The 24,193-nt window shown below is 66.3% G+C and carries 17 protein-coding genes; 12 read left to right on the plus strand and 5 right to left on the minus strand.

Annotation, left to right across the window (positions count from 1 at the left end):
- Positions 1-25 precede the first annotated feature (25 nt).
- Positions 26-4,318, minus strand: coding sequence for an amino acid adenylation domain-containing protein (locus ACODS9_RS04900; protein WP_489093403.1), 4,293 nt, complete (start codon positions 4,316-4,318; stop codon positions 26-28).
- 128 nt (positions 4,319-4,446) lie between these two features.
- Here ACODS9_RS04900 and ACODS9_RS04905 point away from each other — a divergent pair, with 128 nt between their 5' ends.
- The 7 genes from ACODS9_RS04905 (at position 4,447) to ACODS9_RS04935 (ending at position 12,754) form a co-directional block, all read left to right on the plus strand.
- The gene (locus ACODS9_RS04905) at positions 4,447-5,619 is read left to right on the plus strand and encodes an isochorismate synthase (protein ID WP_489093404.1); all 1,173 of its coding nucleotides are present in this window, start codon (positions 4,447-4,449) and stop codon (positions 5,617-5,619) included.
- 26 nt (positions 5,620-5,645) lie between these two features.
- Positions 5,646-7,247: a (2,3-dihydroxybenzoyl)adenylate synthase gene (locus ACODS9_RS04910; RefSeq protein WP_489093405.1), complete on the plus strand. Its 1,602-nt coding sequence runs from the start codon at positions 5,646-5,648 to the stop codon at positions 7,245-7,247.
- A gap of 17 nt (positions 7,248-7,264) precedes the next feature.
- Positions 7,265-8,131: an isochorismatase gene (locus ACODS9_RS04915; RefSeq protein ID WP_023632374.1), complete on the plus strand. Its 867-nt coding sequence runs from the start codon at positions 7,265-7,267 to the stop codon at positions 8,129-8,131.
- Positions 8,098-8,880, plus strand: coding sequence for a 2,3-dihydro-2,3-dihydroxybenzoate dehydrogenase (gene dhbA / locus ACODS9_RS04920; protein WP_489093406.1), 783 nt, complete (start codon positions 8,098-8,100; stop codon positions 8,878-8,880). The genes ACODS9_RS04915 and dhbA overlap by 34 nt, the downstream gene beginning before the upstream one ends.
- 81 nt (positions 8,881-8,961) lie before the next feature.
- Complete coding sequence (locus ACODS9_RS04925) at positions 8,962-10,257, plus strand: histidine decarboxylase (protein ID WP_489093407.1); 1,296 nt, start codon at positions 8,962-8,964, stop codon at positions 10,255-10,257.
- A gap of 426 nt (positions 10,258-10,683) precedes the next feature.
- A complete protein-coding gene (locus tag ACODS9_RS04930; RefSeq protein ID WP_489093408.1) occupies positions 10,684-11,751 on the plus strand; it encodes a GNAT family N-acetyltransferase in 1,068 nt (355 codons plus the stop codon).
- A gap of 19 nt (positions 11,752-11,770) precedes the next feature.
- Complete coding sequence (locus ACODS9_RS04935; RefSeq protein ID WP_094009906.1) at positions 11,771-12,754, plus strand: fatty acid desaturase family protein; 984 nt, start codon at positions 11,771-11,773, stop codon at positions 12,752-12,754.
- A gap of 58 nt (positions 12,755-12,812) precedes the next feature.
- On the opposite strand, the gene ACODS9_RS04940 is transcribed toward ACODS9_RS04935, so the two are convergent.
- Positions 12,813-14,744 carry an ATP-binding cassette domain-containing protein gene (locus ACODS9_RS04940; RefSeq protein WP_489093409.1) on the minus strand — a complete coding sequence of 644 codons (1,932 nt, stop codon included), beginning with the start codon at positions 14,742-14,744 and terminating at the stop codon, positions 12,813-12,815.
- A gap of 207 nt (positions 14,745-14,951) precedes the next feature.
- On the opposite strand from ACODS9_RS04940, the gene ACODS9_RS04945 reads away from it, so the two are divergent.
- Entirely contained in the window at positions 14,952-16,880 is a 1,929-nt protein-coding gene (locus ACODS9_RS04945; protein ID WP_489093410.1) for a transglycosylase SLT domain-containing protein, read from the plus strand.
- 80 nt (positions 16,881-16,960) lie between these two features.
- Here the strand turns inward: ACODS9_RS04945 and ACODS9_RS04950 are convergent, their stop codons facing one another.
- Together ACODS9_RS04950 and ACODS9_RS04955 are read right to left on the minus strand one after the other, a co-directional pair.
- Positions 16,961-17,764, minus strand: coding sequence for an MOSC domain-containing protein (locus ACODS9_RS04950; RefSeq protein WP_489093411.1), 804 nt, complete (start codon positions 17,762-17,764; stop codon positions 16,961-16,963).
- Between the two features lie 55 nt (positions 17,765-17,819).
- Positions 17,820-18,755, minus strand: coding sequence for a chemotaxis protein CheV (locus ACODS9_RS04955; RefSeq protein WP_367856600.1), 936 nt, complete (start codon positions 18,753-18,755; stop codon positions 17,820-17,822).
- 338 nt (positions 18,756-19,093) lie between these two features.
- Between ACODS9_RS04955 and ACODS9_RS04960 the strand changes: the two genes are divergently transcribed.
- The 3 genes from ACODS9_RS04960 (at position 19,094) to ACODS9_RS04970 (ending at position 21,531) form a co-directional block, all read left to right on the plus strand.
- A complete protein-coding gene (locus ACODS9_RS04960; RefSeq protein ID WP_046857857.1) occupies positions 19,094-19,606 on the plus strand; it encodes a hypothetical protein in 513 nt (170 codons plus the stop codon).
- 376 nt (positions 19,607-19,982) lie between these two features.
- Positions 19,983-20,879: a sensor histidine kinase gene (locus ACODS9_RS04965; RefSeq protein WP_401105722.1), complete on the plus strand. Its 897-nt coding sequence runs from the start codon at positions 19,983-19,985 to the stop codon at positions 20,877-20,879.
- Positions 20,869-21,531 (plus strand): response regulator, encoded by a 663-nt coding sequence (locus tag ACODS9_RS04970; RefSeq protein WP_046856407.1) that lies wholly within the window; start codon positions 20,869-20,871, stop codon positions 21,529-21,531. Before ACODS9_RS04965 ends, ACODS9_RS04970 begins: the two co-directional genes overlap by 11 nt.
- Here the strand turns inward: ACODS9_RS04970 and yegS are convergent.
- Positions 21,515-22,402: a lipid kinase YegS gene (gene yegS, locus ACODS9_RS04975; RefSeq protein WP_367856602.1), complete on the minus strand. Its 888-nt coding sequence runs from the start codon at positions 22,400-22,402 to the stop codon at positions 21,515-21,517. The genes ACODS9_RS04970 and yegS overlap by 17 nt on opposite strands.
- Before the next feature lie 273 nt (positions 22,403-22,675).
- Here yegS and ACODS9_RS04980 point away from each other — a divergent pair, with 273 nt between their 5' ends.
- Positions 22,676-24,133: a mannose-1-phosphate guanylyltransferase/mannose-6-phosphate isomerase gene (locus ACODS9_RS04980; protein WP_401105719.1), complete on the plus strand. Its 1,458-nt coding sequence runs from the start codon at positions 22,676-22,678 to the stop codon at positions 24,131-24,133.
- The last annotated feature ends 60 nt before the right edge of the window (positions 24,134-24,193 follow it).

A 24,193-nucleotide genomic window follows, 5' to 3' on the forward strand; every position in this document is an offset into this window, starting at 1 on the left:
GGGCGATTGATTCAGCCCGCTGGTTTCACACGGGGGCGGTGACGAGCAGGCGCTCGACCTCTTCCACCGTGCGGCACGGCAGCAACTGCGCGGGCGACAGGCGCACCGCGAAGGCTTCGCCCAGGCGCGCCGCCAGCGGTTTGAGGTGCTGCGGCCGCAGGCCCATGGCCAGGAAATCCCTGGCCGGCTGCGTGGCGCCGAGCACCTGCTGGTAGATCGCCAGCACCTGGGCATGACGCTGCGGGTCGCTGGGCACAGCCGCCGGTATAGGCGCCTGCTCGTTGTCACCTTCAAGCAAGGCGCGGGCGAGCCTGCGGTCCGGCTTGCCGTTGGCGGTCAACGGCAAGGCGTCGGCCTCGACGAACCGCGTGGGCACATGGGACTGCGGCAGCAGGGCCCGGGCATGCTCGCGCAACGCCACGGCGCCGGGCGGCGCAGCATGGCGCCTTACATACAGCGCGCCGATGCAGGCCTCGCCCTGTTGCGTGTCGCCATAGTCCACTACCAACACCTGCTGCACCGCCGGATGGCGGATCAGCTCGATCTCGATGTCCGGCAGCGACACCCGCACGCCGCGTACCTTCACGTAACCATTGACCCGGCTGTCGAACAGCAGCACGCCGTCCTCGCGGTAGCGGCCACGGTCACCGGTACGGAAGGCACGCACTGGCGCGCCGTGCTCGTCGAGCACATTGACGAAGTCGTTCTGCACCAGCTCGCCGTCCTCCAGGTAGCCCAAGGCCAAGCCCACCCCACTGGTGTGGATACGCCCGGCGACGCCCTGCGGGCAATGCGCGCCGTGCTCGTCCAGCAGCCAGTAGCGGTTGCCCGGCAGTGGCCGACCATAGGGCACCCTGTCGCGGTCCTGTTCACCGATTTCGTGCCAGATGCTCCAGATGGTGGTCTCGGTCGGGCCACCCAGGGACACCAGCCGCGCCTCGGGCAGTTGTTCGCGCAGTTCGGCGATCACCGCCGGCTTGATGTAGTCGCCGCCCTGGGCCAGCAGGCGCAGGCTGCGCAGACCATCACCCTGACGGCAGGCCAGGAGCATTTCGAGGATGGCCGGCACCGAGCACCAGAGGCTCACGCCGTGCTGCCTGACCAACTGGTTCCAACGCAGCGCATCCTTTTCCTCGCCGGGCTCGGGCAGCACCAGCGCCGCCCCGGCGCACAGGCTGCCGAACACGTCGAACAGCGACATGTCGTGGTGCAGCGGGGTCACCGAGATGAACACATCGTCGCGGCTGACCTGCCACTGCGCCAAGGTGCTGCCGATGACGTTGGCGGTGGCGCGGTTGTTCAGCACCACGCACTTGGGCTTGCCGGTGGTGCCGGAGGTGTACAGGTAGTAGGCCGGCGCGGTGCTCGCCGACAAGGCCGCCAGCCCCGTCAGGTCCAGGGCTGCCGGAGGGCTGGCCAGCAGTGGCGCGACGGCGTCGACCACCAGTGCCGGCTGGCAGTTGTCCAGCAGATAGCGCAGGCGCTCCTCGGGCGCCGCCGCGTCGATCGGTACCCAGACCAACCCGCTCAGCGCGCAGGCCAGGGTCGTCATGGTGTGCTCAGGACCGCGTGGCAGGCAAATGGCGACCACCTGACCGGAGCGCAGCCCGCGGGCCTGGAATGCCCCGGCAATGCGCTTCACACCCTCCCCCAGTTCGGCATAGCTGATGCGCCGCTCGCCATGCAGCAAGGCGATGCGTCCATTGTCCGGGCCGAACAGGTTGTGGGCGATGCGCCCAAGGAAATCGACCGGCTCGGCCTGCGCCTCGCTGCTGTTCAGGCGGTAGTGGCCAAGGTCGATGAACTGCCGTGCGTGGACTTCGAATGCAGCCTGCCCGGCCAATTGCGCCACCGCCTGGTTCAAGGCCGCGAGCAACCGCCCGACCCAGCGGCCATCGACTGCTTCGCGGGCATAGTCGATCTCGAACGCCAACCCGCCCTCGGCGGTGTTGCAGAAACGGATGTCCATGGCTACCTGCGGCGTCTGGGTCAGGCCCGCGCTCAGGGACATCGGGCCATCGACCGCGCCCACCGGCCAGGACAGGCCGTTGGTCAGCACCACCGGTAGCGCCGGGCCCGGGCCGTTGCTGTCGTACAGCAGGCGGGCCAGGTCCACGCCGGAGAACGCCAGATGCTGCAAGCCTTCCAGCACATCGGCCTGCAGGCGCTTGGCGCGCTCGGCCAGGCTGGGCAGGCCGCGCTGCCAATCGATGGCGATGAAGCTGGAGCGGTTGGCAAACGCGCCGTCCTGCGGCGGCGCCACCGGCACCGCCACGCACAGGCTGCCTTCGTCGAGCCAGTGGCCGAGCACTTCCAGCACCACGGCCATGATCGTCGAGTTCTTGAACAGCCCCTCACGCGCACCGGCGCGGCTCAATGCCTTGAACGCCTGGGCGGGGATTACCTGGCGCTGGCGGGCGTATCGGGCCACGCCGACCTTGTCCAAGGCTTGGCGCCACGGCAGCCTTGGCGCGCCGTCGACCTCGGCGAGCTTTGCCTTCCAATACTCGGCATCGGCCTTGCGCACCTCGCTCTGGTCGATGCCGGCCGCCGTCGGCTCGCTGGCCGTCAGCGGCTGGCAGTGGCCGTCGAACAGCTCGACCATCAAGGTCGCGATGGAGCGTCCATCAAGAATCAGCGCATCGAAGCGCACGAACACCACCAACTCGCCTTGTGGCAACTGGAAGGCGGTGACACTCCAGGGCGGCCCGACCAGGTCGAACAGCGCATGGGCATAATCCTCGCGACGGACTTCGAGCTGCGCCTGAGCCTGGTCGGCCGTCAACCCGTGCAGGTCGATCACCTCCAGGTTGACCTGCACCTGGTCGCTTGTCGACTGGATCAATGCCTGGGCATCGATACGGGTGCGCAGGCTGTCGTGGCGGCGCACCATGTCCGTGAGGCGGCTGCGCAGCAGCGCCAGGTCCATGCGCCCGCGATACTCGCGGAATTCCTGCATGGCCACGCCGCCCAGCGGCAGATGCTCGCCACGCCCCAGCAGGTAGGCCTGTTGCAGGGCGTTCAGTGGTCGATCCCGGCTCGCCGCGATCGCCAATGGCTGGTGCAGCGCGCCCGTGTCGGCAGCCACCGCCACAGCCAGGGCGTTGAAGCGCTCGAACAGTACCTGGACCCAGTCAGCGGGCAATGCGTCCAGACGCACGTCCCAATTGATCAGCAGGCCACCGTCGGCCCGCGCCACCTGTGCGTCCAGGGCCACCTGCGGGCCCTGGGAGATCACCCAGTCCATCGGCCCGAACACCCGGCTCACCCGCTCGGAGAACAGCTCGCCGCCAGGCAGGTCCAGCCCTGCGGTGAACACCACTGGTGCCAGTTGCGGCGTACCGTGATGGCGCGACAGGTCGCGCATCAGGTCCACGCCCGGATAGGCGCTGTGCGCCAGACGCTCCACCAGTTGCCGATGCAGGTCCCGGCACAGCGCGGCAAGGCTGGCGACACCGGTGAAGTCGACGTCCACCAGCACCAGGTTGGCGAACTCGCCAACGATGCGTTGCACAGGCTCCAGCAGCGGTTCGCGCCAGAATACCGGGACGTTCAGGCGCAAGCGCCGATCGCCGGTGTGCTCACCCAGGGCGGTGGCGAACAGCCCGAGCATCAACGCCGACGAGGTGATCCGCTGTGCGCGCGCCGCGTGCTGCAAGGCACGATACTGCGCAGGTTCAAGGCGAGCGGCAAAGCGCTCGCTGCGTGCCGGCCCCGCAGGGAGCAAGGGCAGCGAGGGCGCCGGGGCGATCTGCGCCAGGCGTGCTCGCCACCAGGCGCGGTCGCGGCTGCGGGCGGCACGCAGGTCGGCATCGGCACGCACCTGGTCCAGCCAGTCGAAGTAGTTCGGCGTGGTCGGCAGAACGCTTTCAGGCGAATCGTACAGGCGAGCCAGGTCTTCCATCAGCACCCGGAAGCTCGACGGGTCCACCGCGATCATGTCGGTGTCCACGTGCAGCCGGCTGGCATTGCCCGGCAGCAGGCTCAGGCCGAAGCGCGCACCCTGGCCAGCACCCAGGTCCAGGCGCTGGTGGCTCCACTGGCGACGTTTCTCCAGCAGGCGCCGCTCCACGGCTGGACCATCCAGATCGCTGAAGTCCTCCAGCTCCAGTTGGGCGCGCTGTGCTTCGTCGATGGCCTGCAGCCCCTGCCCGTCGATGCGCAGGCTGAGCATCGGATGCGCCCGGTACAGCCCCTCAAGTGCGTTGGCAAGCCGCGCCACATCGATGGCCCGGCCATCGAACTCGGCGTACAGGTGCGCGCTGACGCCACCCAGTGCCGCATGTGCATCCCGCCCGATCCAACAGGCGGCCTGCATCGAAGTTAACTCTCTCATCGCTTACCCGCGTAGTTGACAAATCCATGTGTTTCGCGTCCTCATATTTACTAACGAGAATGATTATATTTCAAGGTTTTCTTTCTCACCCATCGCCAAGGAGGCAACCCATGAAGACAGGCACCCTGCGTTTGCAAGACAGGGACACCATGCCGCTCAACCAAGAGGATTCGAGCTTTTCATTCACATCCGGCGAGCGCGAGCTGAGCGTCAGCGGCCTGCGTGAGCGCATCGACATCGCGGCCCACGGCAGCCATTTGGCCAGTGGCGCACTGCGCCGCAGCATTGACCAGGCCTTCGAACGCGCCCGCCAGGCCGGGCAGGAAAATCCCATCGTGGTCGGCGCGATCCCGTTCGACACCACCCAGGCTTCCAGCCTGTACGTGCCCGAGGCCTATACCTGGCAGGCGCGCGCCGCGGTTCCTGTACAGCCCGGCTCGCTGCCTGCTCTGCTCAACCAGGCCAACATCCCCGACGAACACGGTTTCAAGCGCGCCGTGCGTCACGCCATCGTCAACTTCCAGCACAGCGATGTGCGCAAGGCCGTGCTCTCGGTGCAGCGCGAACTGCACTTTGCCGCGCCCGTGGACACGGCCCAGGTGCAGGCCAACCTCAAGGCACTGAACCGCGAGGGCTACCACTTCCGCGTGCCCCTGGCCGACGGTTCCACCCTGCTGGGGGTGAGCCCGGAACTGCTGGTGCACAAGCAAGGCAGCGCCTTCGTCAGCAACCCGCTGGCCGGCTCCGTGCGACGCATGGCCGACCCCGAGGCCGACCGCGCCAATGCGCAATGGCTGGCGGCGTCGGAGAAGGATCACTACGAGCACCGCCTGGTCACCGAGGACATCGCCCAGCGCGTCGGCGAGCTGTGCAGCCGCCTGCAGGTCCCCGAGCGGCCCTCGCTGATCAGCACCGCCGCGTTGTGGCACCTGTCCACGCGCATCGACGGTGAACTGGCCTCGGCCGATATCGACGCCCTGCAACTGGCCTGCCGCCTGCACCCGACCCCCGCCGTCTGCGGTTACCCCACCGAGCGCGCCCGCCAGTTGATCCGCTTCGTCGAGCCCTTCGAGCGTGGCCTGTTCACCGGCATGGTCGGTTGGTGCGACGCCCAGGGCAACGGCGAGTGGGTGGTGACCATCCGCTGCGGCACCTTCAACGGCCAGCGCGTGCGCCTGTTCGCCGGCGCCGGCATCGTCGAGGCCTCCAGCCCCGACAGCGAATGGAACGAAGTACAGACCAAGCTCGGCACCATGCTGCGTGCCTGTGGCCTGGACCATTGACCTCAAACCCGCTTTCCGAGATGCCCATGACCATCGAATTCACCCCCTGGCCCGCGGACCGGGCGCAGCGCTATCGCGCCGCCGGCTACTGGAACGACCAGCCACTCAGCCAGTTGCTGATCGCTCGCGCCGCCGTGCAGCCGCAAGCCCCGGCGATCCTCTGCGGCGAGCGCCGCATCAGCTACGGCGAACTGGATCGCCGTGCCTCCAACCTGGCATCGCGCCTGGCCGCCCACGGCCTGGGCCAGGGCGACACCGCACTGGTGCAGCTGCCCAACGTCGCCGAGTTCTACATCGTGCTGTTTGCCCTGCTCAAGGCCGGCATCGCCCCGGTCAATGCGCTGTACAGCCACCGCCAGCACGAGCTGGGCGCCTTTGCCCGGCAGATCCAGCCGGCCCTGCTGATCGCTTCGGCGGAGCATGAGGTATTCCGCAATGACGCGTTCCTCGACGACCTGGCCAAGGAAGGCCTGCGCCCGAAGCTGACGCTGATGCTCGATGCCCTCGACGACTGGAGCGCCAGCGCCGATGTGCGCGGCACCCACTACGCGCCCAGCCCGTCCGGCGAGGTGGCGTTGTTCCAGCTGTCCGGCGGCAGCACCGGTACCCCCAAACTGATCCCGCGCACCCACAACGACTACGCCTACAGCGTGCGGGCCAGCGCGCAGATCTGCGCCCTCGACAGCGACACGCGCTTCCTCTGCGCGCTGCCGGCGGCGCACAACTACACCCTCAGTTCCCCCGGTGGCCTGGGCGTGCTGCACGCCGGCGGCTGCATCGTCATGGCAGCCAACCCGGAGCCGTTGCACTGCTTCGCCCTGATCGAGCGCCATGCCGTGACCATGGCCGCCCTGGTGCCCAGCGCCGTGGCCCTGTGGCTGCAGGCCGCCCCCGGACACGCTGCCAAACTGCGCAGCCTGCGCCTGTTGCAGGTCGGCGGCGCCAGTTTCGCCGAGGCCTTGGCGCGCCAGGTTCCCGAGGTGCTGGGCTGCAAGCTGCAGCAGGTATTCGGCATGGCTGAGGGCCTGGTCAACTACACCCGCCTGGACGACAGCGACGAGCAGGTATTCACCACCCAGGGCCGGCCGATCAGCGAGCTGGATGAGGTGCGCATCCTCGACGAGCAGGGCCAGCCGGTCGCCGACGGCGAGCCGGGCATGCTCGCGACCCGTGGCCCTTATACTTTCTGCGGCTACTACAAGAGCCCCGAGCACAACGCCCAGGTGTTCGACCAGGACGGTTTCTACCATTCCGGCGACATCGTCCAGCGCAGCACCGACGGCAACCTGCGGGTCGTCGGGCGGGTCAAGGACCAGATCAACCGCGGCGGCGAGAAGGTCGCCTCGGAAGAAATCGAGAACCTGATCGTCATGCACCCCGACGTGACCCATGCCGCCCTGGTGGCACTGCCCGACGAACTGCTCGGCGAGAAGAGCTGCGCCTTCATCGTCTCGCGCAACCCGCAACTCAAGCCGATCGCCCTGCGCCGCCACCTGATGGGCCTGGGCATCGCCGAATACAAGCTCCCGGACCGGATCCGGCTGATCGACGCCATGCCGCTGACCGCGGTGGGCAAGATCGACAAGAAGCAACTGCGCGCGCTGCTCGCCGTCGCCCCGACCGCCTGACCGTCCAAGGACCCGACATGACCATTCCAACCATCCACGACTACCCCATGCCGCAACCGGCCAGCTACCCGGCCAACAAGACCACCTGGCAACCCGACCCGGCCCGCGCCGTGCTGCTGATCCACGACATGCAGCGCTACTTCCTGCGCTTCTACCAGCCGGACGGCGCCCTGCTCACCGCGCTGGTGGACAACCTGTCGCGGCTGATCCAGTGGGCTCGCGCGCAAGGCATCCCGGTGGTCTACACCGCCCAGCCCCATGAACAGCCGCCCGAGGACCGCGCCCTGCTCAACGCCATGTGGGGCCCAGGGCTGCCCGCGGCCAGCCCCGAACAGCAACCGATCATCGACGCGCTTTCACCGCAGCCGGGCGATACCGTGCTGACCAAGTGGCGCTACAGCGCCTTCCAGCGCTCCGACCTGCTCGAACGCATGCGCGGCTGGCAGCGGGACCAACTGCTGATCGGCGGCGTGTACGCCCATATCGGCTGCATGATCACCGCCGCCGACGCCTTCATGAACGATATCCAGGCCTTCCTGGTGGGCGACGCGGTGGCTGATTTCTCCGAGGAAGAGCACCGCCTGGCCCTGAAGTACGTGGCCACCCGCTGCGGCCATGTCACCGATACCGCCACCCTGCTGACCCAGCCGGCGGGCGTGACCACCCGTGACTGGCTGCACGGCCGGGTGCGCCAGATGATCGAGGACGACAGCGAGCTCGATCCCCAGGAAAGCCTGATCTTCTACGGCCTCGACTCGCTGCAGGTGATGAAACTGGCCGCCGAGCTCAAGCAGCGCGGCATCGCCGTCAGCTTCGAGGAACTGGCCAACGCGCCGACCCTGGATGGCTGGTGGTCGCTGGTGCAAGCGCGGGGGGCCGCCTGATGGCCATGGCCCGCTTCACTGGCCGGCGCGTGCTGGTCACCGGTGCCGCCAGCGGCATCGGCCGCTGCGTGGCGCAGCGCTTTGCAGAGGAAGGCGCCGAGGTCATCGGCCTGGATTGCGAGGAGGCCGACGTGCCGTTCCCGCTGCTGCATGTCGACCTGACCGACCCGGCCGACGTGCAACGGGTCTGCGACCGGCTCAAGGAACAGGCGCAGTATCTCGATGTGCTGGTCAATGTGGCCGGCGTGCTGCGACTCGGGCTCAGCGACGAGGTGTCCTGCGATGACTGGCAGCGTTGCCTCGACGTCAACGCCAGCGCGCCGTTCTACCTGATGCGCCAGTGGACCCCGGTGTTCCGCCGCCAGCGCCGCGGCGCCATCGTCAACGTCGCCTCCAACGCCGCCCATGTGCCGCGCCTGAACATGGCCGCCTACTGCGCCTCCAAGGCCGCGCTGGTCAGCCTCAGCCACTGCGTGGGCCTGGAGCTTGCGCCCTATGGCGTGCGCTGCAACGTGGTCTCGCCGGGCTCGACGCGCACGCCGATGCTGGCCGGCATGCTGGGCGATCCGGCGGCGGAACGGCAGTTGATCGACGGCCTGCCGCAGCAGTTCAAGCTCGGCGTGCCCCTGGGCAAGATCGCCACGCCCGATGACATCGCCCATGTGGTGCTGTTCCTCGCCTCCGAGCAGGCCGGCCACGTGACCCTGCAGGACATCGTGGTCGACGGCGGCGCCACCCTGGCCGCCTGAGCCCGACGCGGCCACCGACAAGGACTTTCACCCGCAACGCGCCCGGCCCTGGTCGGCCGGGCGCGCTCCATGGAGCTGGACATGACATTCTCACCTGCCGACCACACACGCCTCGAGGCGTTCTGGCGCTACTGCCTCACCCACCAGTACTTCAATGTCGGCTACCCCGAATCCGCCGACTTCGACTACAGCCTGCTGCACCGTTTCATGCGCTTTTCCATCAACAACTGCGGCGACTGGAACGAGTACAGCAACTACTTGCTCAATTCCTTCGACTTCGAGCGCGAGGTGATGCGCTTCTTCGCCGAACTGTTCCACATCCCCTTCGAGGACAGCTGGGGCTACGTCACCAACGGCGGCACCGAAGGCAACATGTTCGGCTGCTACCTGGCCCGCGAGCTGTTCCCCGACGCCACGCTCTACTACTCCCAGGACACCCACTACTCGGTGGCCAAGATCGTCCGCCTGCTGCGCATCAAGGCCCAGGTGGTGGCATCCCAGGCCAACGGCGAGATGGACTACGACGACCTGGTCGCACGGATCGCGGCCGACGGCGAGCGCCACCCGATCATCTTCGCCAACATCGGCACCACCTTGCGCGGCGCCACTGACAACATCGCCACCATCCAGCAACGCCTGGCCCAGGCCGGCATCCGCCGGGAGGACTACTACCTGCATGCCGACGCGGCACTCAGCGGCATGATCCTGCCCTTCGTCGACGCCCCCGAGCCCTACTCGTTCGCCGACGGCATCGACTCGATCTGCGTCTCGGGGCACAAGATGATCGGCTCGCCGATGCCCTGCGGCATCGTCGTGGCGCGGCGCGCCAACGTCGAACGCATCTCGGTGGAGGTCGACTACATCAGCGCCCGCGACCAGACCATCAGCGGCTCGCGCAACGGCCACACGCCACTGATGATGTGGGCAGCCCTGCGCAGCCGCTCCATGGACGACTGGCGTGAACGTATCCAGCGCTGCCTGGACCTGGCCCAGCATGCGGTGGACCGGCTGCGGGCGGCGGGGATCGACGCCTGGCGCAACCCCAACTCGATCACCGTGGTGTTCCCCTGCCCCTCGGCCAGCGTGTGGAAGCGTCATTGCCTGGCCACCTCGGGCGACACCGCGCACCTGATCACCACCGCCCACCACCGGGACAGCACGCAGATCGATGCCCTGGTCGACGAGGTGATCGCCGATCTCAAGGCCCGTGGCAAGTCACCGACCAGGCAACCATTGCAAGGCGCTCTGGTAGATGGGCTGGCCACTCGCACCCAGGTCTACAGCACTGCCGGCCAGCCTCTGCGGGCGCCTGCGCCGGGCCTGGGAAAAGCCGAACCGGTACGCATCATTGCCCATCCCAAGGGCAGCGATAGCTGAACGCCGAGTCGGCATTACGGGCGTTTGCATGTAAGCCTGTGCCTACAACGCGCGACCCTGGAAGCTGGCGTGCCGAAAAACCGGGGGTGGGTTGATCCGCCCCTTGGCCTACCCACACGGGCCGCCGCGCAGGCGACCCTCCGTGCGCGTTTGACAGCCCATGGCGTGGCTCTATAGTCCGTTTCCTGGCAACGGGAAGGATTTCTGTTTGCCTCGGACAAGAACCTCGCCATGTACAGGAGTTGCGTAATGGCCATGCTCACGGATGACACTCCGTTCAAACCCCTTTTGCTCGCCCCCGCCTGCTTCGCCGTCAACCGACGACATCCCCGCCACTGACCGCAGCGCCAAAACCGACACGTGCCCGTGACCTGCCCTGGGCGGTCACTGCCTTCGTTCGCCTTCAATAAAGACAAAAGGTGCGTCATGACTGCGACCCGTTCGCCGCAAACGGCCGTTGCGCCGTTGCCGGAAACCGAAACACTGCGCTATCGCCCAGCCAACCCCACCGATATCGAAGCCCTCGCCGCGCTGTTCCAGCAGGTCTATGGGCAGACCACCCACCCCTGCCAGAGCGCGTCCTACATCCGCTACTCGATGAGCAGCGGGCAACAGCAGTGGTTCGTCGCCGAGGCCGAGGGCAACCTGGCCGGTTGCTGCTGCATCGCCCGCCGCCCGTGGAACCAGTCGTGGGAGGTGTGCCACGGTGTGATTCACCCTGACGCGCGCAGGACCGGCGCCATCTCCAGCCTGGTCCGCCTCGGTTTCGAGACGCATCGGCCAGCGTCCATGGAACTGGGCTTCTACATTACCCGCAACATCGCCAGCCACGGTGTCATGAAGAAGATCCGCCCCGCCGTGCTGGTGGGCCATGACGGCGGCCCGGACAAGGTCGATGGCCTGCGCGAGTATCACCTGACCGCCATCCACCCCGTACCCCAGGCCGGCTTCGCGCACGTCGCCCCCTGGTACGTGACCACCCGCGCCGCCGACTATATCCGCAGGCTGCTCTACCCCGCCCTGCAGCTTGCCGTTGCCCCCGGCAGCTACCCGGACACCTACCTCAGCGGCCCGACCGGCGCCGAACGCCATGGCCAACTCAGCTACAGCCACGACCCGCAGGCCGCCGCGCTGATGCTGTCGGGCCAATGCGGCCGTTACGTCTCGACCCATGCCGTGCTGACCGAGCTGGGCGCGCTGCTGCGTCAGTATTCCCAGGCCGAGTACGTCGGCCTGGTGATCCTGGCCGACAAGTTGGAGCTGCTGGCCAGCCTGCGCCGCCTGGGCTTTGCGATCACCGCCTACCTGCCGGCCTGGCACCTGGAGAACGGCAGCCGCTACGACTGCATCCAGCTGGTGTTCCAGGACTTCGCCGTGGCGCCGCGCAGCCACGGTTTCGATGACGACATCGCCCGCTTCGACCTGGCCTACGCGCACCTGGCCAACAACCTCTGCAGCCTTCCCGCGGCCCCGGCTTCCCGGGCCGCCAGCTAACCGATCGGAGTTTCAGCAAGTGACCAAGGACCAATGGCTTAGTGTAAGAAAACAGATCCCCGACGGCGCCCGGGAACCCTGGACCGTGATGTTGTGGGTCGCCGACCTGCTGCTGCTGGCGGTGGCCTGGAACCTCTGGCTCGCCGACTCCACCGCCCTGCAGTTGCTGGGCCTGGCGCTGGCAGGTCTGGCCACCGTGCAGCTCTACCTGATCATGCACGAGGCAACCCACGGCGCCGCCTCGGCCAACCGCCGGTTCAACGATTTCATCGGCCACTGCAACGGCTGGCTTATCGCCCTGCCGTTCCTGGTCCGCCGGCGCTTCCACATGGCCCACCACACCTGGACCGCGCACCCGCTGAACGACCCGGAGAACCGCGGCATGATCGAGCGCTTCTCGGTGATGACCAAGAAGCAGGAGCGCACCCTGGAGTTCGTCTGGAAGCACTGGATCCCGATGATCGCCGCCAACCACTTCCTGCTCAACTGGCGCGCGCCCTTCATCGCCAAGGCCAAGGGCGACAGTTCGCCACGGATCCTCAAGGAGATCCGCTTCGCCCGCCTGTACCTGGCCGGCTACCTGGCGGCGGCTGTGCTGGCCTGGAGCCTGGGGCACCTGCTGGACCTGGTGCTGTTCTACCTGATCACCTGGGTGTTCCTGTTCTTCATGGTCGAGCTGCTCAACCTGCCCCACCACGCCGAGGCCCCGCTGCTCGCCCGCGATGCCGATCGCCTGCAGTTCTGGGAGCAGGACGGCGTGTCCCACGACTGCAAGAGCCTGCCGCTGTGGTCGCGCTTCGTGATCCTCAACTTCAACCTGCACATCGTCCACCATGCCTTCCCCTCGGTGCCCTGGTACCGCCTGGCCAAGGTGCAGAAGCTGCTGGGCGAGCATGAGCTCGGCCATGCGCCGTCGCAGACGCATGAATGGGAGTTCGCGGTGAAGAACCGGCGCCGGCCGTTGTTGCAGCTGATGGGGCATTTCTTCGATCAGCGGGGTTGAGCTGCCCCCTCTGAAGTAGCACGGGGCTGCGTGGGAGCGGGCTTGCCCCGCGATGGCTTCAGCCTTCCAGCTCGGCCCAGCGCTCCACCAGCACGTCCAGCTCGCCCTGCAGCTTCTCGATCTTGGCCAGCACCGCCGCTGTCTCGGCAATCGGCCGCTGGTAGAAGCCCGCCGCACTCACTTCTTCCTGCGCCTCGGCCATCCGCTGCTCCAGCGCATCGATCTGCCCCGGCAGCATCTCCAGCTCACGCTGCAGCTTGTAGCTGAGCTTCTTCTTGCTGGCATCGGCCGCAGGCGCAGCGGCGGCAACAGGCGCCACCTCCTCCACCGGCGCCTGTACCACGGCGCTGTTGAGTTCGGACTTGCCGCCCTTGCTTTCGGTCACGCCGAGCAGCTTCGGCGAACCGCCCTGGCGGATCCAGTCCTCGTAGCCGCCGACGTACTCGCGCACGCGCCCTTCACCTTCGAACACCAGGGTGCTGGTCACCACGTTGTCGAGGAAGGCCCGGTCGTGGCTGACCATCAGCACCGTGCCCTTGTAGTTGGACAGCACCTCTTCGAGCAGCTCGAGGGTCTCGACGTCGAGGTCGTTGGTCGGTTCGTCCAGCACCAGCAGGTTGGCCGGCTTGCTGAACAGCTTGGCCAGCAGCAGACGCGCGCGCTCGCCCCCGGACAGCGCCTTGACCGGCGTGCGCGCACGCTGCGGGCTGAACAAGAAGTCGCCGAGGTAGCTGAGCACATGGCGGTTCTGGCCATCGATCTCGATGAAATCGCGGCCTTCGGCCAGGTTGTCGATGACGGTCTTTTCCAGGTCCAGCTGATGGCGCATCTGGTCGAAGTAAGCCACTTCCAGCTTGGTGCCACGCTCGACCTTGCCACTGGTGGGCTCCAGGTCGCCCAGCATCAGCTTGAGCAGGGTCGTCTTGCCGGTGCCGTTGGCACCCAGCAGCCCGATACGGTCCTGGCGCTGCAGCACCATGGAGAAGTCCTTGACCAGCTTCGGTCCATTCTGGTGGGCGAAGCTGACGTCCTCCAGCACCATCACCTGCTTGCCGGACTTGTCCGCCACCTCGATCTGGATATTGGCCTTGCCCTGGCGTTCGCGGCGCTCGCCACGTTCCACGCGCAGCGCCTTGAGCGCGCGCACGCGGCCTTCGTTGCGGGTGCGTCGGGCCTTGATGCCCTGGCGGATCCACACTTCTTCCTGGGCCAGGCGCTTGTCGAACAGTGCGTTGGCAGTGGCCTCGGCGGCCAGCTCGGCCTCCTTGTGCACCAGGAAGCTGGCGTAGTCGCCGTTCCAGTCGATCAGCCCGCCACGGTCCAGCTCGAGGATGCGCGCGGCCAGGTTCTGCAGGAAGGAACGGTCGTGGGTGATGAACAGCACCGCGCCGCCGAAGCCTTTGAGCGCCTCTTCCAGCCAGGCGATGGCACCGATGTCCAGGTGGTTGGTCGGTTCGTCCAGCAACAGCAGGTCGGGCTCGGACACCAGCGCCTGGGCCAGCAGCACGCGCCGGCGCCAGCCGCCGGACAGCTCGGCCAGGGTCTTGTCGGCCGGCAACTGCAGGCGGCTGAGGGTACTTTCGACCACCTGCTGCAGGCGCCAGCCGTCACGGGCTTCGAGCTCGTGCTGGACGTGCATGAGCTTTTCCAGATCCTCGTCGCCGTGGATGTTCTGGCTCAGGTGGTGGAACTGCGCCAGCAGCTCGCCGACGCCGTCAAGGCCAGCGGCTACCACATCGAATACGCTACGCTCGTCGGCCACCGGCAGCTCTTGCGGCAGCTCGCCAATCTTCAGGCCGGGGGCACGCCAGATATCACCGTCATCGCCCTTCTGCTCGCCCTTGACCAGGCGCAGCATGCTCGACTTGCCCGTGCCGTTGCGGCCGATGATGCACACCCGCTCGCCACGGGCGATCTGCCAGGACACTTTGTCCAACAGCGGCATGGCGCCGAACGCGAGGGACACATCGCTGAATTTGAGCAGGGTCATGATCATCTCCAAAAACCGGGCGCGCATTCTACCTGACTTACCCCTTCAGGGCACCACAAAGCCCGTTGCAGCGACAGGGCGTCGGATAACAACTCGATACAAGCACAGTGCTTTCGCCGGCCACCGGCAAACGGCTAAGCTAAGCAGTAATACCCAACAGTGCTGGCTCCGCCGTCACTTTCCATGGTTCCACTGCCCGGACGTATCATGCGCAGCCGCCTGTTACAAATTGCTTCCTGCCTGTTGCTGACCACCCTCGCCGCGAGCGTCGCACAGGCCGCCGACATCACCCAGCAACGTCAATACTACGACGAGGCCAAGCGCGCCCTGGCCAAGGGCGACAAGGGCCCCTACCTGCGCTACGCGCAGGCGCTGCGCGATTACCCGCTCACGCCTTACCTCACCTACGACGAGCTGACTGCCCGCCTCAAGAGCGCCAGCAACGAAGAGGTCGAGGGCTTCCTCAAGGCCCATGGCGACCTGCCCCAGGCCAACTGGATGAAACTGCGCTGGTTGCGCTGGCTGGCCGAGCGCGGTGAATGGAACACCTTCACCCGCTATTACGACCCCAAGTTGAACTTCACCGAACTGGACTGCCTCAACGGCCAGTACCAGCTCTCCCACGGCCAGCGCGCCGAAGGCTTCGCCAGCGCCGAAAAATTGTGGAACGTCGGCAAATCCCAGCCCACTGCCTGCGACACCCTGTTCGCCATGTGGGCCGCCGAAGGCCAGCTGACCGAGGCCAAGCGCTGGCAGCGCGCCAAGCTTGCGGCACAGGCGCGCAACTACGGCCTGGCCAACAACCTGGTGAAAACCCTCACCACCCTCGCCCCCCAGGGCAAGCTGCTGATCGACGTGGCGCAGAAGCCCGAGCTGCTCAACCAGCCTTCGCGCTTCACACCGGTCAACGAGGCCATGTCCGACGTGGTCAGCCTGGGCCTTCGTCGCCTGGCCCGGCAAAATCCGGAGCAGGCCATGGCGCTGCTCGACGATTATGCCCAGCGCATGCACTTCTCCCGCGACGAGAAGGTCGCCATCGCCCGCGAGATCGGCCTGACCCTGGCTCGCCGCTACGACCCGCGCGCCCTCGACCTGATGACCCGCTACGACCCGGAACTGCGCGACAACACCGTCAGCGAATGGCGCCTGCGCCTGCTGCTGCGCCTGGCCCGCTGGGAAGAAGCCTACGAACTGACCAAGCGCCTGCCCCAGGACCTGGCCAGCAGCAACCGCTGGAAGTACTGGCAGGCGCGCAGCCTGGAGCTGGCCCAGCCGAACAACCCGCAGGTCCCGCTGCTGTACAAGACCGTCGCCCGCGAGCGTGATTTCTATGGCTTCCTCGCCGCCGACCGGGCGCAGACGCCCTATCAGCTGAACAACAAGCCGCTGGCGCTGAGCCAGGCGGTGACCAACAAGGTCCGCAACACCCCCGGCATCCGTCGCGCACTGGAGTTCCACGCCCGTGGCCAGATCGTCGAAGGGCGCCGCGAGTGGTACCACGTCAGCCGCCACTTCAACCGTGACGAAATGGTCGCCCAGGCCCGCCTGGCCTACGACATGCGCTGGTACTTCCCGGCCATCCGCACCATCAGCCAGGCCCAGTACTGGGACGACCTGGACATCCGTTTCCCGATGGCCCACCGCGACACCCTGGTGCGCGAGGCCAAGGTTCGCGGCCTGCATTCGAGCTGGGTGTTCGCCATCACCCGCCAGGAGAGCGCCTTCATGGAAGACGCCCGCTCCAGCGTCGGCGCCAGCGGCCTGATGCAGCTGATGCCGGGCACCGCCAAGGAAACCGCGCGCAAGTTCAGCATCCCGCTGGCTTCGCCGGCCCAGGTGTTCAACCCGGACAAGAACATCCAGCTCGGTGCTGCCTACCTGAGCCAGGTGCACAGTCAGTTCAACGGCAACCGCGTGCTGGCCTCGGCCGCCTACAACGCCGGCCCCGGGCGTGTACGCCAGTGGCTCAAGGGCGCCAAGCACCTGAGTTTCGATGTGTGGGTCGAATCGATTCCGTTCGACGAGACGCGCCAGTACGTGCAGAACGTGCTGTCGTATTCGGTCATCTACGGGCAGAAGCTCAATTCACCGCAGCCGCTGGTGGATTGGCATGAGCGGTATTTCGACGATATGTGATCGTTCGCCAATGGCGCTGCAGCGCCTATGAGATCAAGCGCCGCGCGGGCGGCGCTCGATCTATCGCCCAGCACCTTGCCTTACTCGATAACCTCAACCGCCATCCCCACCTTAAGCGCCCCCTCGCCATCCACCGCCAGGTTCTGGCCAAACAGCACATCGCCTTCCTTCTCGCGGAACGTCTTGAGCGTGGTCAACGGCTCACGGTCCGAGCTGCGTTCGCCCGTGGCGGGATCGAGAGTGGTGAGGATGCAGCGCACGCTCGGCTTGAGCACGCGGAAGGTCATGTCGCCAATACGGATGCGCTTCCAGCGGTCCTCGGCAAAGGCCTCGGCCCCCTCGACCACAAGGTTCGGGCGAAAACGCAGCATCTCCATGGGGCGCCCCACCCGACGGCTCAACTCATCCAGCGAGGCCTGGCCGATCAGCAGCAGTGGAAAACCATCGGGAAAGGCGGCCCGGTCACTGTTGAGGCCGTAGCCGCTGGGCAGGTAGCGGGCACGCTGCTCGGGGCAGTACACCAGCCTTACCGCCTTGCCCAGCAGCTCGCTGAGCCAGGCCGCGGCGGCATCGCCGGCATCGGGCACGCGCAAGGTGTCGCGCCAGATGGTGACGCCGCGCAGGGCCTCGTCGGCGGGCGGTACCGGCACCTCCAAGGGTGCCTGCCCCGGCGCCTGGAGCAGCAATTGGCCCTGCTCGCCATAACTGGCGCCAACCTGCCCCAGCCGGGGCCAGGCGCGCTGGGTCAGGAAGCGGCCGTTCTCCTGCTCCACCACCAGCCAGCGCCGGTCACCGTCCAGGCCCATATGGCCGACAACCGACGCCTGCAGGCACTGGGCCTGGGCCGATTTCACCGGGTACCGATACAACGCACTCAGAAACATCCCTGCCACCTTGCGCCAGTCGAAACACCAAGCTTATACCGGACCGGTACCGCCGTTACACCGTGGCGTTGTCCAGGCTCAGGCGTTGACGCACCACATCGACCAAGCGATCGGGCTGGAACTTGGAAAGGAAGTTGTCGCAACCGACTTTCTTGACCATGGATTCGTTGAAGCTGCCCGACAGCGAGGTGTGCAGTACCACGTAGAGGCCGCGCAGGCGCGGGTCGTTGCGGATTTCGGTGGTCAGCCGGTAACCATCCATCTCGGGCATCTCGGCATCGGTGAAGACCATCAGCAACTTCTCGCAGACATTCTCCCCTGCGTCCGCCCAGCCCTTGAGCAGGCGCAGGGCCTTGAGGCCGTCGCTGGCCACGTGCAGCTTCACCCCCAGTTGCGAGAGGGTATCGCGCAATTGCGCCAGGGCCACGGTGGAGTCGTCCACCAACAGCACCTCGCGACCACGTGCGCGGGCCAGCACCGGGTCTTCGAGCTTGTCGCGGGAGACCTTGGCGTTGTAGGGCACGATCTCGGCCAGCACTTTCTCCACATCGATGACCTCCACCAGCTGCTCGTCGACCTTGGTGATCGCCGTGAGGTAGTGTTGGCGGCCAGCGCTGGCCGGCGGCGGCATGATGGCTTCCCAGTTCATGTTGACGATACGATCCACGCCACCCACCAGGAACGCCTGCACCGAGCGGTTGTACTCGGTGACGATGATGGTGCTGTTCGGCCCCGGCTGCAGCGGACGCATGCCGATCGCCTGGGACAGGTCGATGACCGGCAGCGTCTGGCCGCGCAGGTTGACCACGCCACAGACGAAGGAATGGCGTTGCGGCATGAGGGTCAGCTTGGGCAGCTGCAGCACCTCCTGGACCTTGAACACGTTGATGGCGAACAACTGCCGGCCAGCCAGCCGGAACATGAGGATTTCCAGGCGGTTCTCACCCACCAGTTGCGTGCGTTGGTCTACCGTGTCGAGAATGCCAGCCATTGGAAGCCCCCAGGCGTGAGTCGGGAAAAAGTGAATGCATCCCCCTGTATCGGCGGACACGGGCACAGCTTGACCCCTGATGGAAAAAGCCATCCGGGGTGATTGATATCACTTTACCATCATGCTTTACTGCTGCCACATCCCGCCACGTCCGTCGTGCGCAACGAACGACCCGCCTGAAACCGCATCAGGGAAACCCCTAGTAGCAATCGGGTGCAACCTGATGTTCGCAATATCCATTAGCCATTAATGTGACGCCATTCTCACTGCATGAACGGAGTCAGGCTTTTGCGAGCGATCATCTTGGTACGGCCAATCCCTGAAGACGGGGCGCCATGATGGATAGCACTCCACTGCACAACGCCGCCGTGGCGGCCTTTTTGCAGGATGCGCAGGTCCTGCTGGCCAGGTCCCAGGAATGCCTGCAGCACCTGGAGCTGATCACCAACGATCCGGATGCCTGCCACAGCCTCAATGCCGCACTCGACACCCTCGCCCGGCGAGCGGTCGCGCTCGACCTGCTCGAAGTGGCCCACCATGCCCTGGCCCTGCAACGACTGCTCGCGCCCGCGTGCGCCCAGCAGCACCTGCACGGCACCAGCCTGCCCGCGCTTGCGGCCTGCCTGACCCTGCTGGACTGGCAACTGGAGCTGCTCGACCCGCAGACCGGCCGCCTGGACATGGACACCGAAGAGCAACGACGACTGCTGGCCGAGCTTGCCACCACCCTGGGCCAACCGACAGCGCAACTGTGCGCCGATTGCCAGGAAACCGGCACGTTCTGCGACCACCCCCACGCCCAGGATGCACTTGCGGAGCAAAGCCTCGGCGCAGCCGACCGCCAACATTAACCTGACTAATTGCGCGGCAACTAAACCCACTCAGTGTTTAACTTGCAAAGTTTGGCAAGTTTTTCCAAATGTTTTTGCCCGCTGGGTTTTTTAGTTGATCGAGGCGTACTGGAAACATCTTTTAATAATGGCACTCTGCTAGCCAGCGCCTCGCCCGCCAGACCCGCCACAGCCCGGAAAATCCGAGGTTTCAAGCAGTTATCCCCCCGCGACCAAATTCAATCAAAGTGATAACATGCGCACATTCGAACATGCGCACCCAGATTATCGGGTGATTGGATACGTGCCCGGTGCTTGATTGAATGCACGGCACCAGCACCTCTGGCCAGGCATGTGCAATGCCCTCAACTGCAATAACTCAGTGGCTTCCCTATCTATGCTCCCACGCTTGAAGTTCCTCCAGCGTTGCCGCTCCAGAGTTGCCCTGCTCCGCTGGACGACCACGCTGCTGTGCATTGCATCGCTGGTGGCAAACCTGGTGGTGTACCTGCGCACCCTGCCATTGTCGGCCAGCCTGCTGTTGCTCCAGTTGCTGGCGATGATCGGCGTCGGCTGGCACCTGCGCCACTGGGCGCGCTCGATCAACCTGCGCCCGGCGGAACTGGCCACGCGCATGCTCAAGGTGCAAGAGAGCGAGCGTCAGCGCCTGAGCCGTGAACTGCATGACGATATCGGCCAACTGCTGACCGCCGCCAAGCTGCAGGTCGACTGGCTGCAACGCCGGGTGCCGGCGGACCTGCAGGAGCACTGCGCTACCTTGCGCAGCACCCTGGACCATACGCTGGGCAACGTGCGCGACGTTTCCACCATTCTCAACCCTCGACAACTGGCCAGCCTGGGCCTGGAGGCGAGCCTGCGCGCGCATTTGCTGCGCACCCTGGAAAATACCGAGGTGCACTGGAGCCTTGAATGCAACCAACGCCTGGGCGGCATCAGCGAAGAAGTGACCATGGCGGCCTTTCGCATCACCCAGGAGGCGGTCACCAACATGCTCCGCCATGCACACGCACGCAACCTGGTGGTCCGCCTGCAGCGCACCTCGGCCGGCCTGGCGCTGTCGATCCAGGATGACGGCGGCGGCTTCGTGCCGGCGCAGGCACCAGCAGAAAGCGGCCTGCGCGGCATGGCTGGCATGCAGGAACGGGTGACGGCGCTGCAGGGCAGCCTGAGCATCACCAGCCAGCCCGGCCAGGGCACCCGCATCGACGCCCTCTTCCCATGGCCACCCCGCAACCAAGAACGTGCCAGGACTCCCGCTCCCGATGACCTGTAGATTATTGCTGGTGGACGACCATTCCCTGATTCGCGCTGGCGTCAGGGCACTGGTAACGGATATTCCCGGCTATACCGTGATTGGCGAAGCCGACGATGGCAGCCAGCTGCTGGAGCAGGTCCGGCGTCTCGCGCCGGACATCGTCCTGCTGGATATTTCCATGCGCTCGACCAGCGGCCTGGACGCCCTCACGCAGCTGCGTGCAAGCGGTTGCACCTGCAAGGTGCTGATCCTGTCGATGCACACCGACCCGGAGCTGATCATGCGCGCCCTGGAGAGCGGCGCCCATGGCTACCTGCTCAAGGACACCACGGCCACCGAACTGGAGCAGGCACTGACCGCCCTGCGCAACGACGAACGCTACCTCAGCCCGGCTATCGCCCACACCGTGATCAACCAGGCGTTGTTGCGCGCCCAGAGCGGCCGCCAAGCGAACAACGAAGGCCATCACAACCTGACCGCCCGCCAGCTGGAGATCCTGCGCCTGATCGTGCGCGGCAAATCCACCCGGGAGATCGCCGGCGGCCTGGGCCTGTCGATCAAGACCGTGGAAACCCACCGCTCGCAGATCATGAAGCGCCTGCAGATCTACGATGTCGCGGGCCTGGTGCTGTTCGCCGTGCGCGAGAAAATCATCAGCCTGGACGACTGAGCAACGGCGAATCCGCCGGCAGGTGCACGCGCAGCGCCTTGGGTACGGCCTCGAACCGCAGGCTGGCCGCTTGCAGGGGCTCGCCGTCGAGATTCATGTCCAACCCCTGGGCGCTCTTGATCTCCACCCACGGCAAGCGGGCGCGCACGAACAGCCCCTCACCGGCCAACAGATCGCGCAAGGCCCCGGCCATCTCCTGGGGCGCCGGCAGGATGCCGACGTCCAGCAGGCCATCGTCCACGCTCGCCTCGGGGCATAGCACGTGCCCGCCGCCGGCCTGACGACCATTGCCGATGCCCAGCGCCAGCAACTCGCCCTGCCACTGGAACCCTGGCCCCTGCAGCTCGACCGAGGCCGCCTGCAGCTCACTGAAGCGCGACAGCCCGGTGAACAGGTAGGCCGCGGCGCCCAGCACTTTCTTGAGGTCTTCAGAGGTATTGGCGGTGACCTGGGTGCCGAATCCGCCGGTAGCCATGTTCAGGAACAGCTGGTCACCCACCCGGCCCAGATCGATCGGCCGTGCCGGTACGTCCAGCAGGTCGAGGGCCGCTTGCGGCTCGAGCGGCACACCGGCCGCCTTGGCGAAGTCGTTGGCCGTACCCAGCGGCAGCAGCGCCAGGCTGGCCTGGGTAGCCGCCAGGCCCATGGCCTCGGCCACGTCGCGCAACGTGCCATCACCACCGCCGGCCACCACGTGAGCATAGCCCGCCGCCAGTGCTTCCCCGACCAGGCGCTGGGCATCACCGCCCTCCCAGGTCAGGCGCACGTCCAACTCCCAGCCACGCTCACGCAGCTGGCCCACCGCGGCCCGCACGTCTTCGTTGGTGGCCTGCTTGCCATGCAGGATCAGCAATGCCTTGCGCTCGCTCATGTCGCCCTCCCGGAAAAATGCACAGAAATGCCCTACTGCAATCTCGACCATGAACGCGCCCGGATTGCTGCATGCCCCGCCCAAAAACCGCCGTTTCCCGCAATTGCCATTGAAAGCCGCTCGCGACAGGCGCATCATTCGACAAATATTTGGCCTTCATGGAAGATGCCGCCCGAAAGAGTCATTTTATTGACTTTGCGCCGCCAGACGCCTGACAGGTCGTGATTCCCTTGCATTGCGCTACCCCCAGCGCACCGATTCGAGGCTGTGACTATGAGCGTTCTGATCCCCTGCATCATCGCTGGCGGCGCCGGCACCCGATTGTGGCCAGTCTCGCGAGAAACGATGCCCAAGCCCTTCATGCGCCTGCCCGACGGCATGAGCCTGCTGCAGAAGACCTTCAGCCGCGCCAGCAGCCTGCCCGGGGTCGAGCGGGTGCTCACGGTGACCAACCGCGAAGTGGTGTTCCGCACCCAGGACGAATATCGCCAGGTCGGCGCTGCACGGGTGGCCCTCGATTTCATTCTCGAACCCCTGGGCCGCAACACCGCCCCCGCCATTGCCGCCGCAGCACTGCACTGCGCCCTCCTGCACGGCGAGGACAGCCTGCTGCTCGTGCTGCCCGCTGACCATTTGATTCAGGACCAGGACGCTTTCGCGGCAGCCGTCCGGCAGGCCATGGCGCTGGCCGGGCAAGGCTGGCTGACCACCTTCGGCCTGCAACCGACCCGTGCCGAAACGGGGTTCGGCTATATCGAGCAGGGCCAGCCGATCGCTGACGGCGGCTACCAGGTCGCCCGCTTCGTCGAAAAGCCCGACGCCGACACCGCCCAGGCCTACCTCGACGGTGGCCGACACCTGTGGAACGCCGGCATGTTCTGCCTGCGCGTCGGCACCGTGCTACAGGAGCTGCAGGCCCATGCCCCTGAGGTCCTGCGCAGCGTGGCCGACTGCCTGGAACAGAGCCAGGTCAAGGAAGGCACGGGTGGCCTGCAGGTGGAACTCGACCCTGAACGCTTCGCCCTGGTACCGGATATCTCCATCGACTATGCCCTCATGGAACCGTCCGCCCAGGTGGCCGTGGTGCCATGCGACATCGGCTGGAGCGACATCGGCTGCTGGGAAGCGGTACGTGAGCTGCGCCCGGCCGACGGCCAGGGCAACCACTGCAACGGCGAAACCGTGCTGCTAGACGTGCGCAACTGCTACATCGACTCGCCTCGGCGCCTGGTCGGCGCGGTCGGCCTGGACAACCTGATCGTCATCGACACCCCCGACGCCCTGCTGATCGCCGACGCCGCGCGCAGCCAGGACGTCAAGGTGATTGCCCAGCAGCTCAAGCGCCAGGGCCATGACGCCTACCGCCTGCACCGCACCGTGACCCGCCCCTGGGGCCTGTACACGGTGCTCGAGGAAGGGCCACGGTTCAAGATCAAGCGCATCATGGTCCGCCCCGGCGAATCGCTGTCGCTGCAGATGCACCATCATCGCAGCGAGCACTGGATCGTGGTCAGCGGCATGGCCTGCGTGACCAATGGCCAGGAAGAGTTCCTGCTCGACACCAACGAGTCCACCTTCATCAAGCCCGGGCGCAACCACCGCCTGACCAACCCCGGGGTCATCGACCTGGTGATGATCGAGGTGCAGAGCGGCGAATACCTGGGCGAAGACGACATCGTACGCTTTACTGATATCTATGGACGCGCCCCGGCGGCAGCAGCACCTGCCTGACTGCCAGAGGGCGCGTTTTGTCATCCAGGGCCGACACCCGGCCAACCGCGAGGATTCGGG

The organism is Pseudomonas sp. FG36 (assembly GCF_057809275.1).

Bases quoted from the DNA above. Each gene is read 5' to 3' on its own strand.
- ACODS9_RS04900 (WP_489093403.1), bottom strand. From the start codon at position 4,318: ATGCAGGCCGCCTGTTGGATCGGGCGGGATGCACATGCGGCACTGGGT.
- ACODS9_RS04905 (WP_489093404.1), top strand. From the start codon at position 4,447: ATGAAGACAGGCACCCTGCGTTTGCAAGACAGGGACACCATGCCGCTC.
- ACODS9_RS04910 (WP_489093405.1), top strand. From the start codon at position 5,646: ATGACCATCGAATTCACCCCCTGGCCCGCGGACCGGGCGCAGCGCTAT.
- ACODS9_RS04915 (WP_023632374.1), top strand. From the start codon at position 7,265: ATGACCATTCCAACCATCCACGACTACCCCATGCCGCAACCGGCCAGC.
- ACODS9_RS04925 (WP_489093407.1), top strand. From the start codon at position 8,962: ATGACATTCTCACCTGCCGACCACACACGCCTCGAGGCGTTCTGGCGC.
- ACODS9_RS04930 (WP_489093408.1), top strand. From the start codon at position 10,684: ATGACTGCGACCCGTTCGCCGCAAACGGCCGTTGCGCCGTTGCCGGAA.
- ACODS9_RS04940 (WP_489093409.1), bottom strand. From the start codon at position 14,744: ATGACCCTGCTCAAATTCAGCGATGTGTCCCTCGCGTTCGGCGCCATG.
- ACODS9_RS04945 (WP_489093410.1), top strand. From the start codon at position 14,952: ATGCGCAGCCGCCTGTTACAAATTGCTTCCTGCCTGTTGCTGACCACC.
- ACODS9_RS04950 (WP_489093411.1), bottom strand. From the start codon at position 17,764: ATGTTTCTGAGTGCGTTGTATCGGTACCCGGTGAAATCGGCCCAGGCC.
- ACODS9_RS04955 (WP_367856600.1), bottom strand. From the start codon at position 18,755: ATGGCTGGCATTCTCGACACGGTAGACCAACGCACGCAACTGGTGGGT.
- ACODS9_RS04960 (WP_046857857.1), top strand. From the start codon at position 19,094: ATGGATAGCACTCCACTGCACAACGCCGCCGTGGCGGCCTTTTTGCAG.
- ACODS9_RS04965 (WP_401105722.1), top strand. From the start codon at position 19,983: ATGCTCCCACGCTTGAAGTTCCTCCAGCGTTGCCGCTCCAGAGTTGCC.
- ACODS9_RS04970 (WP_046856407.1), top strand. From the start codon at position 20,869: ATGACCTGTAGATTATTGCTGGTGGACGACCATTCCCTGATTCGCGCT.
- yegS (WP_367856602.1), bottom strand. From the start codon at position 22,402: ATGAGCGAGCGCAAGGCATTGCTGATCCTGCATGGCAAGCAGGCCACC.
- ACODS9_RS04980 (WP_401105719.1), top strand. From the start codon at position 22,676: ATGAGCGTTCTGATCCCCTGCATCATCGCTGGCGGCGCCGGCACCCGA.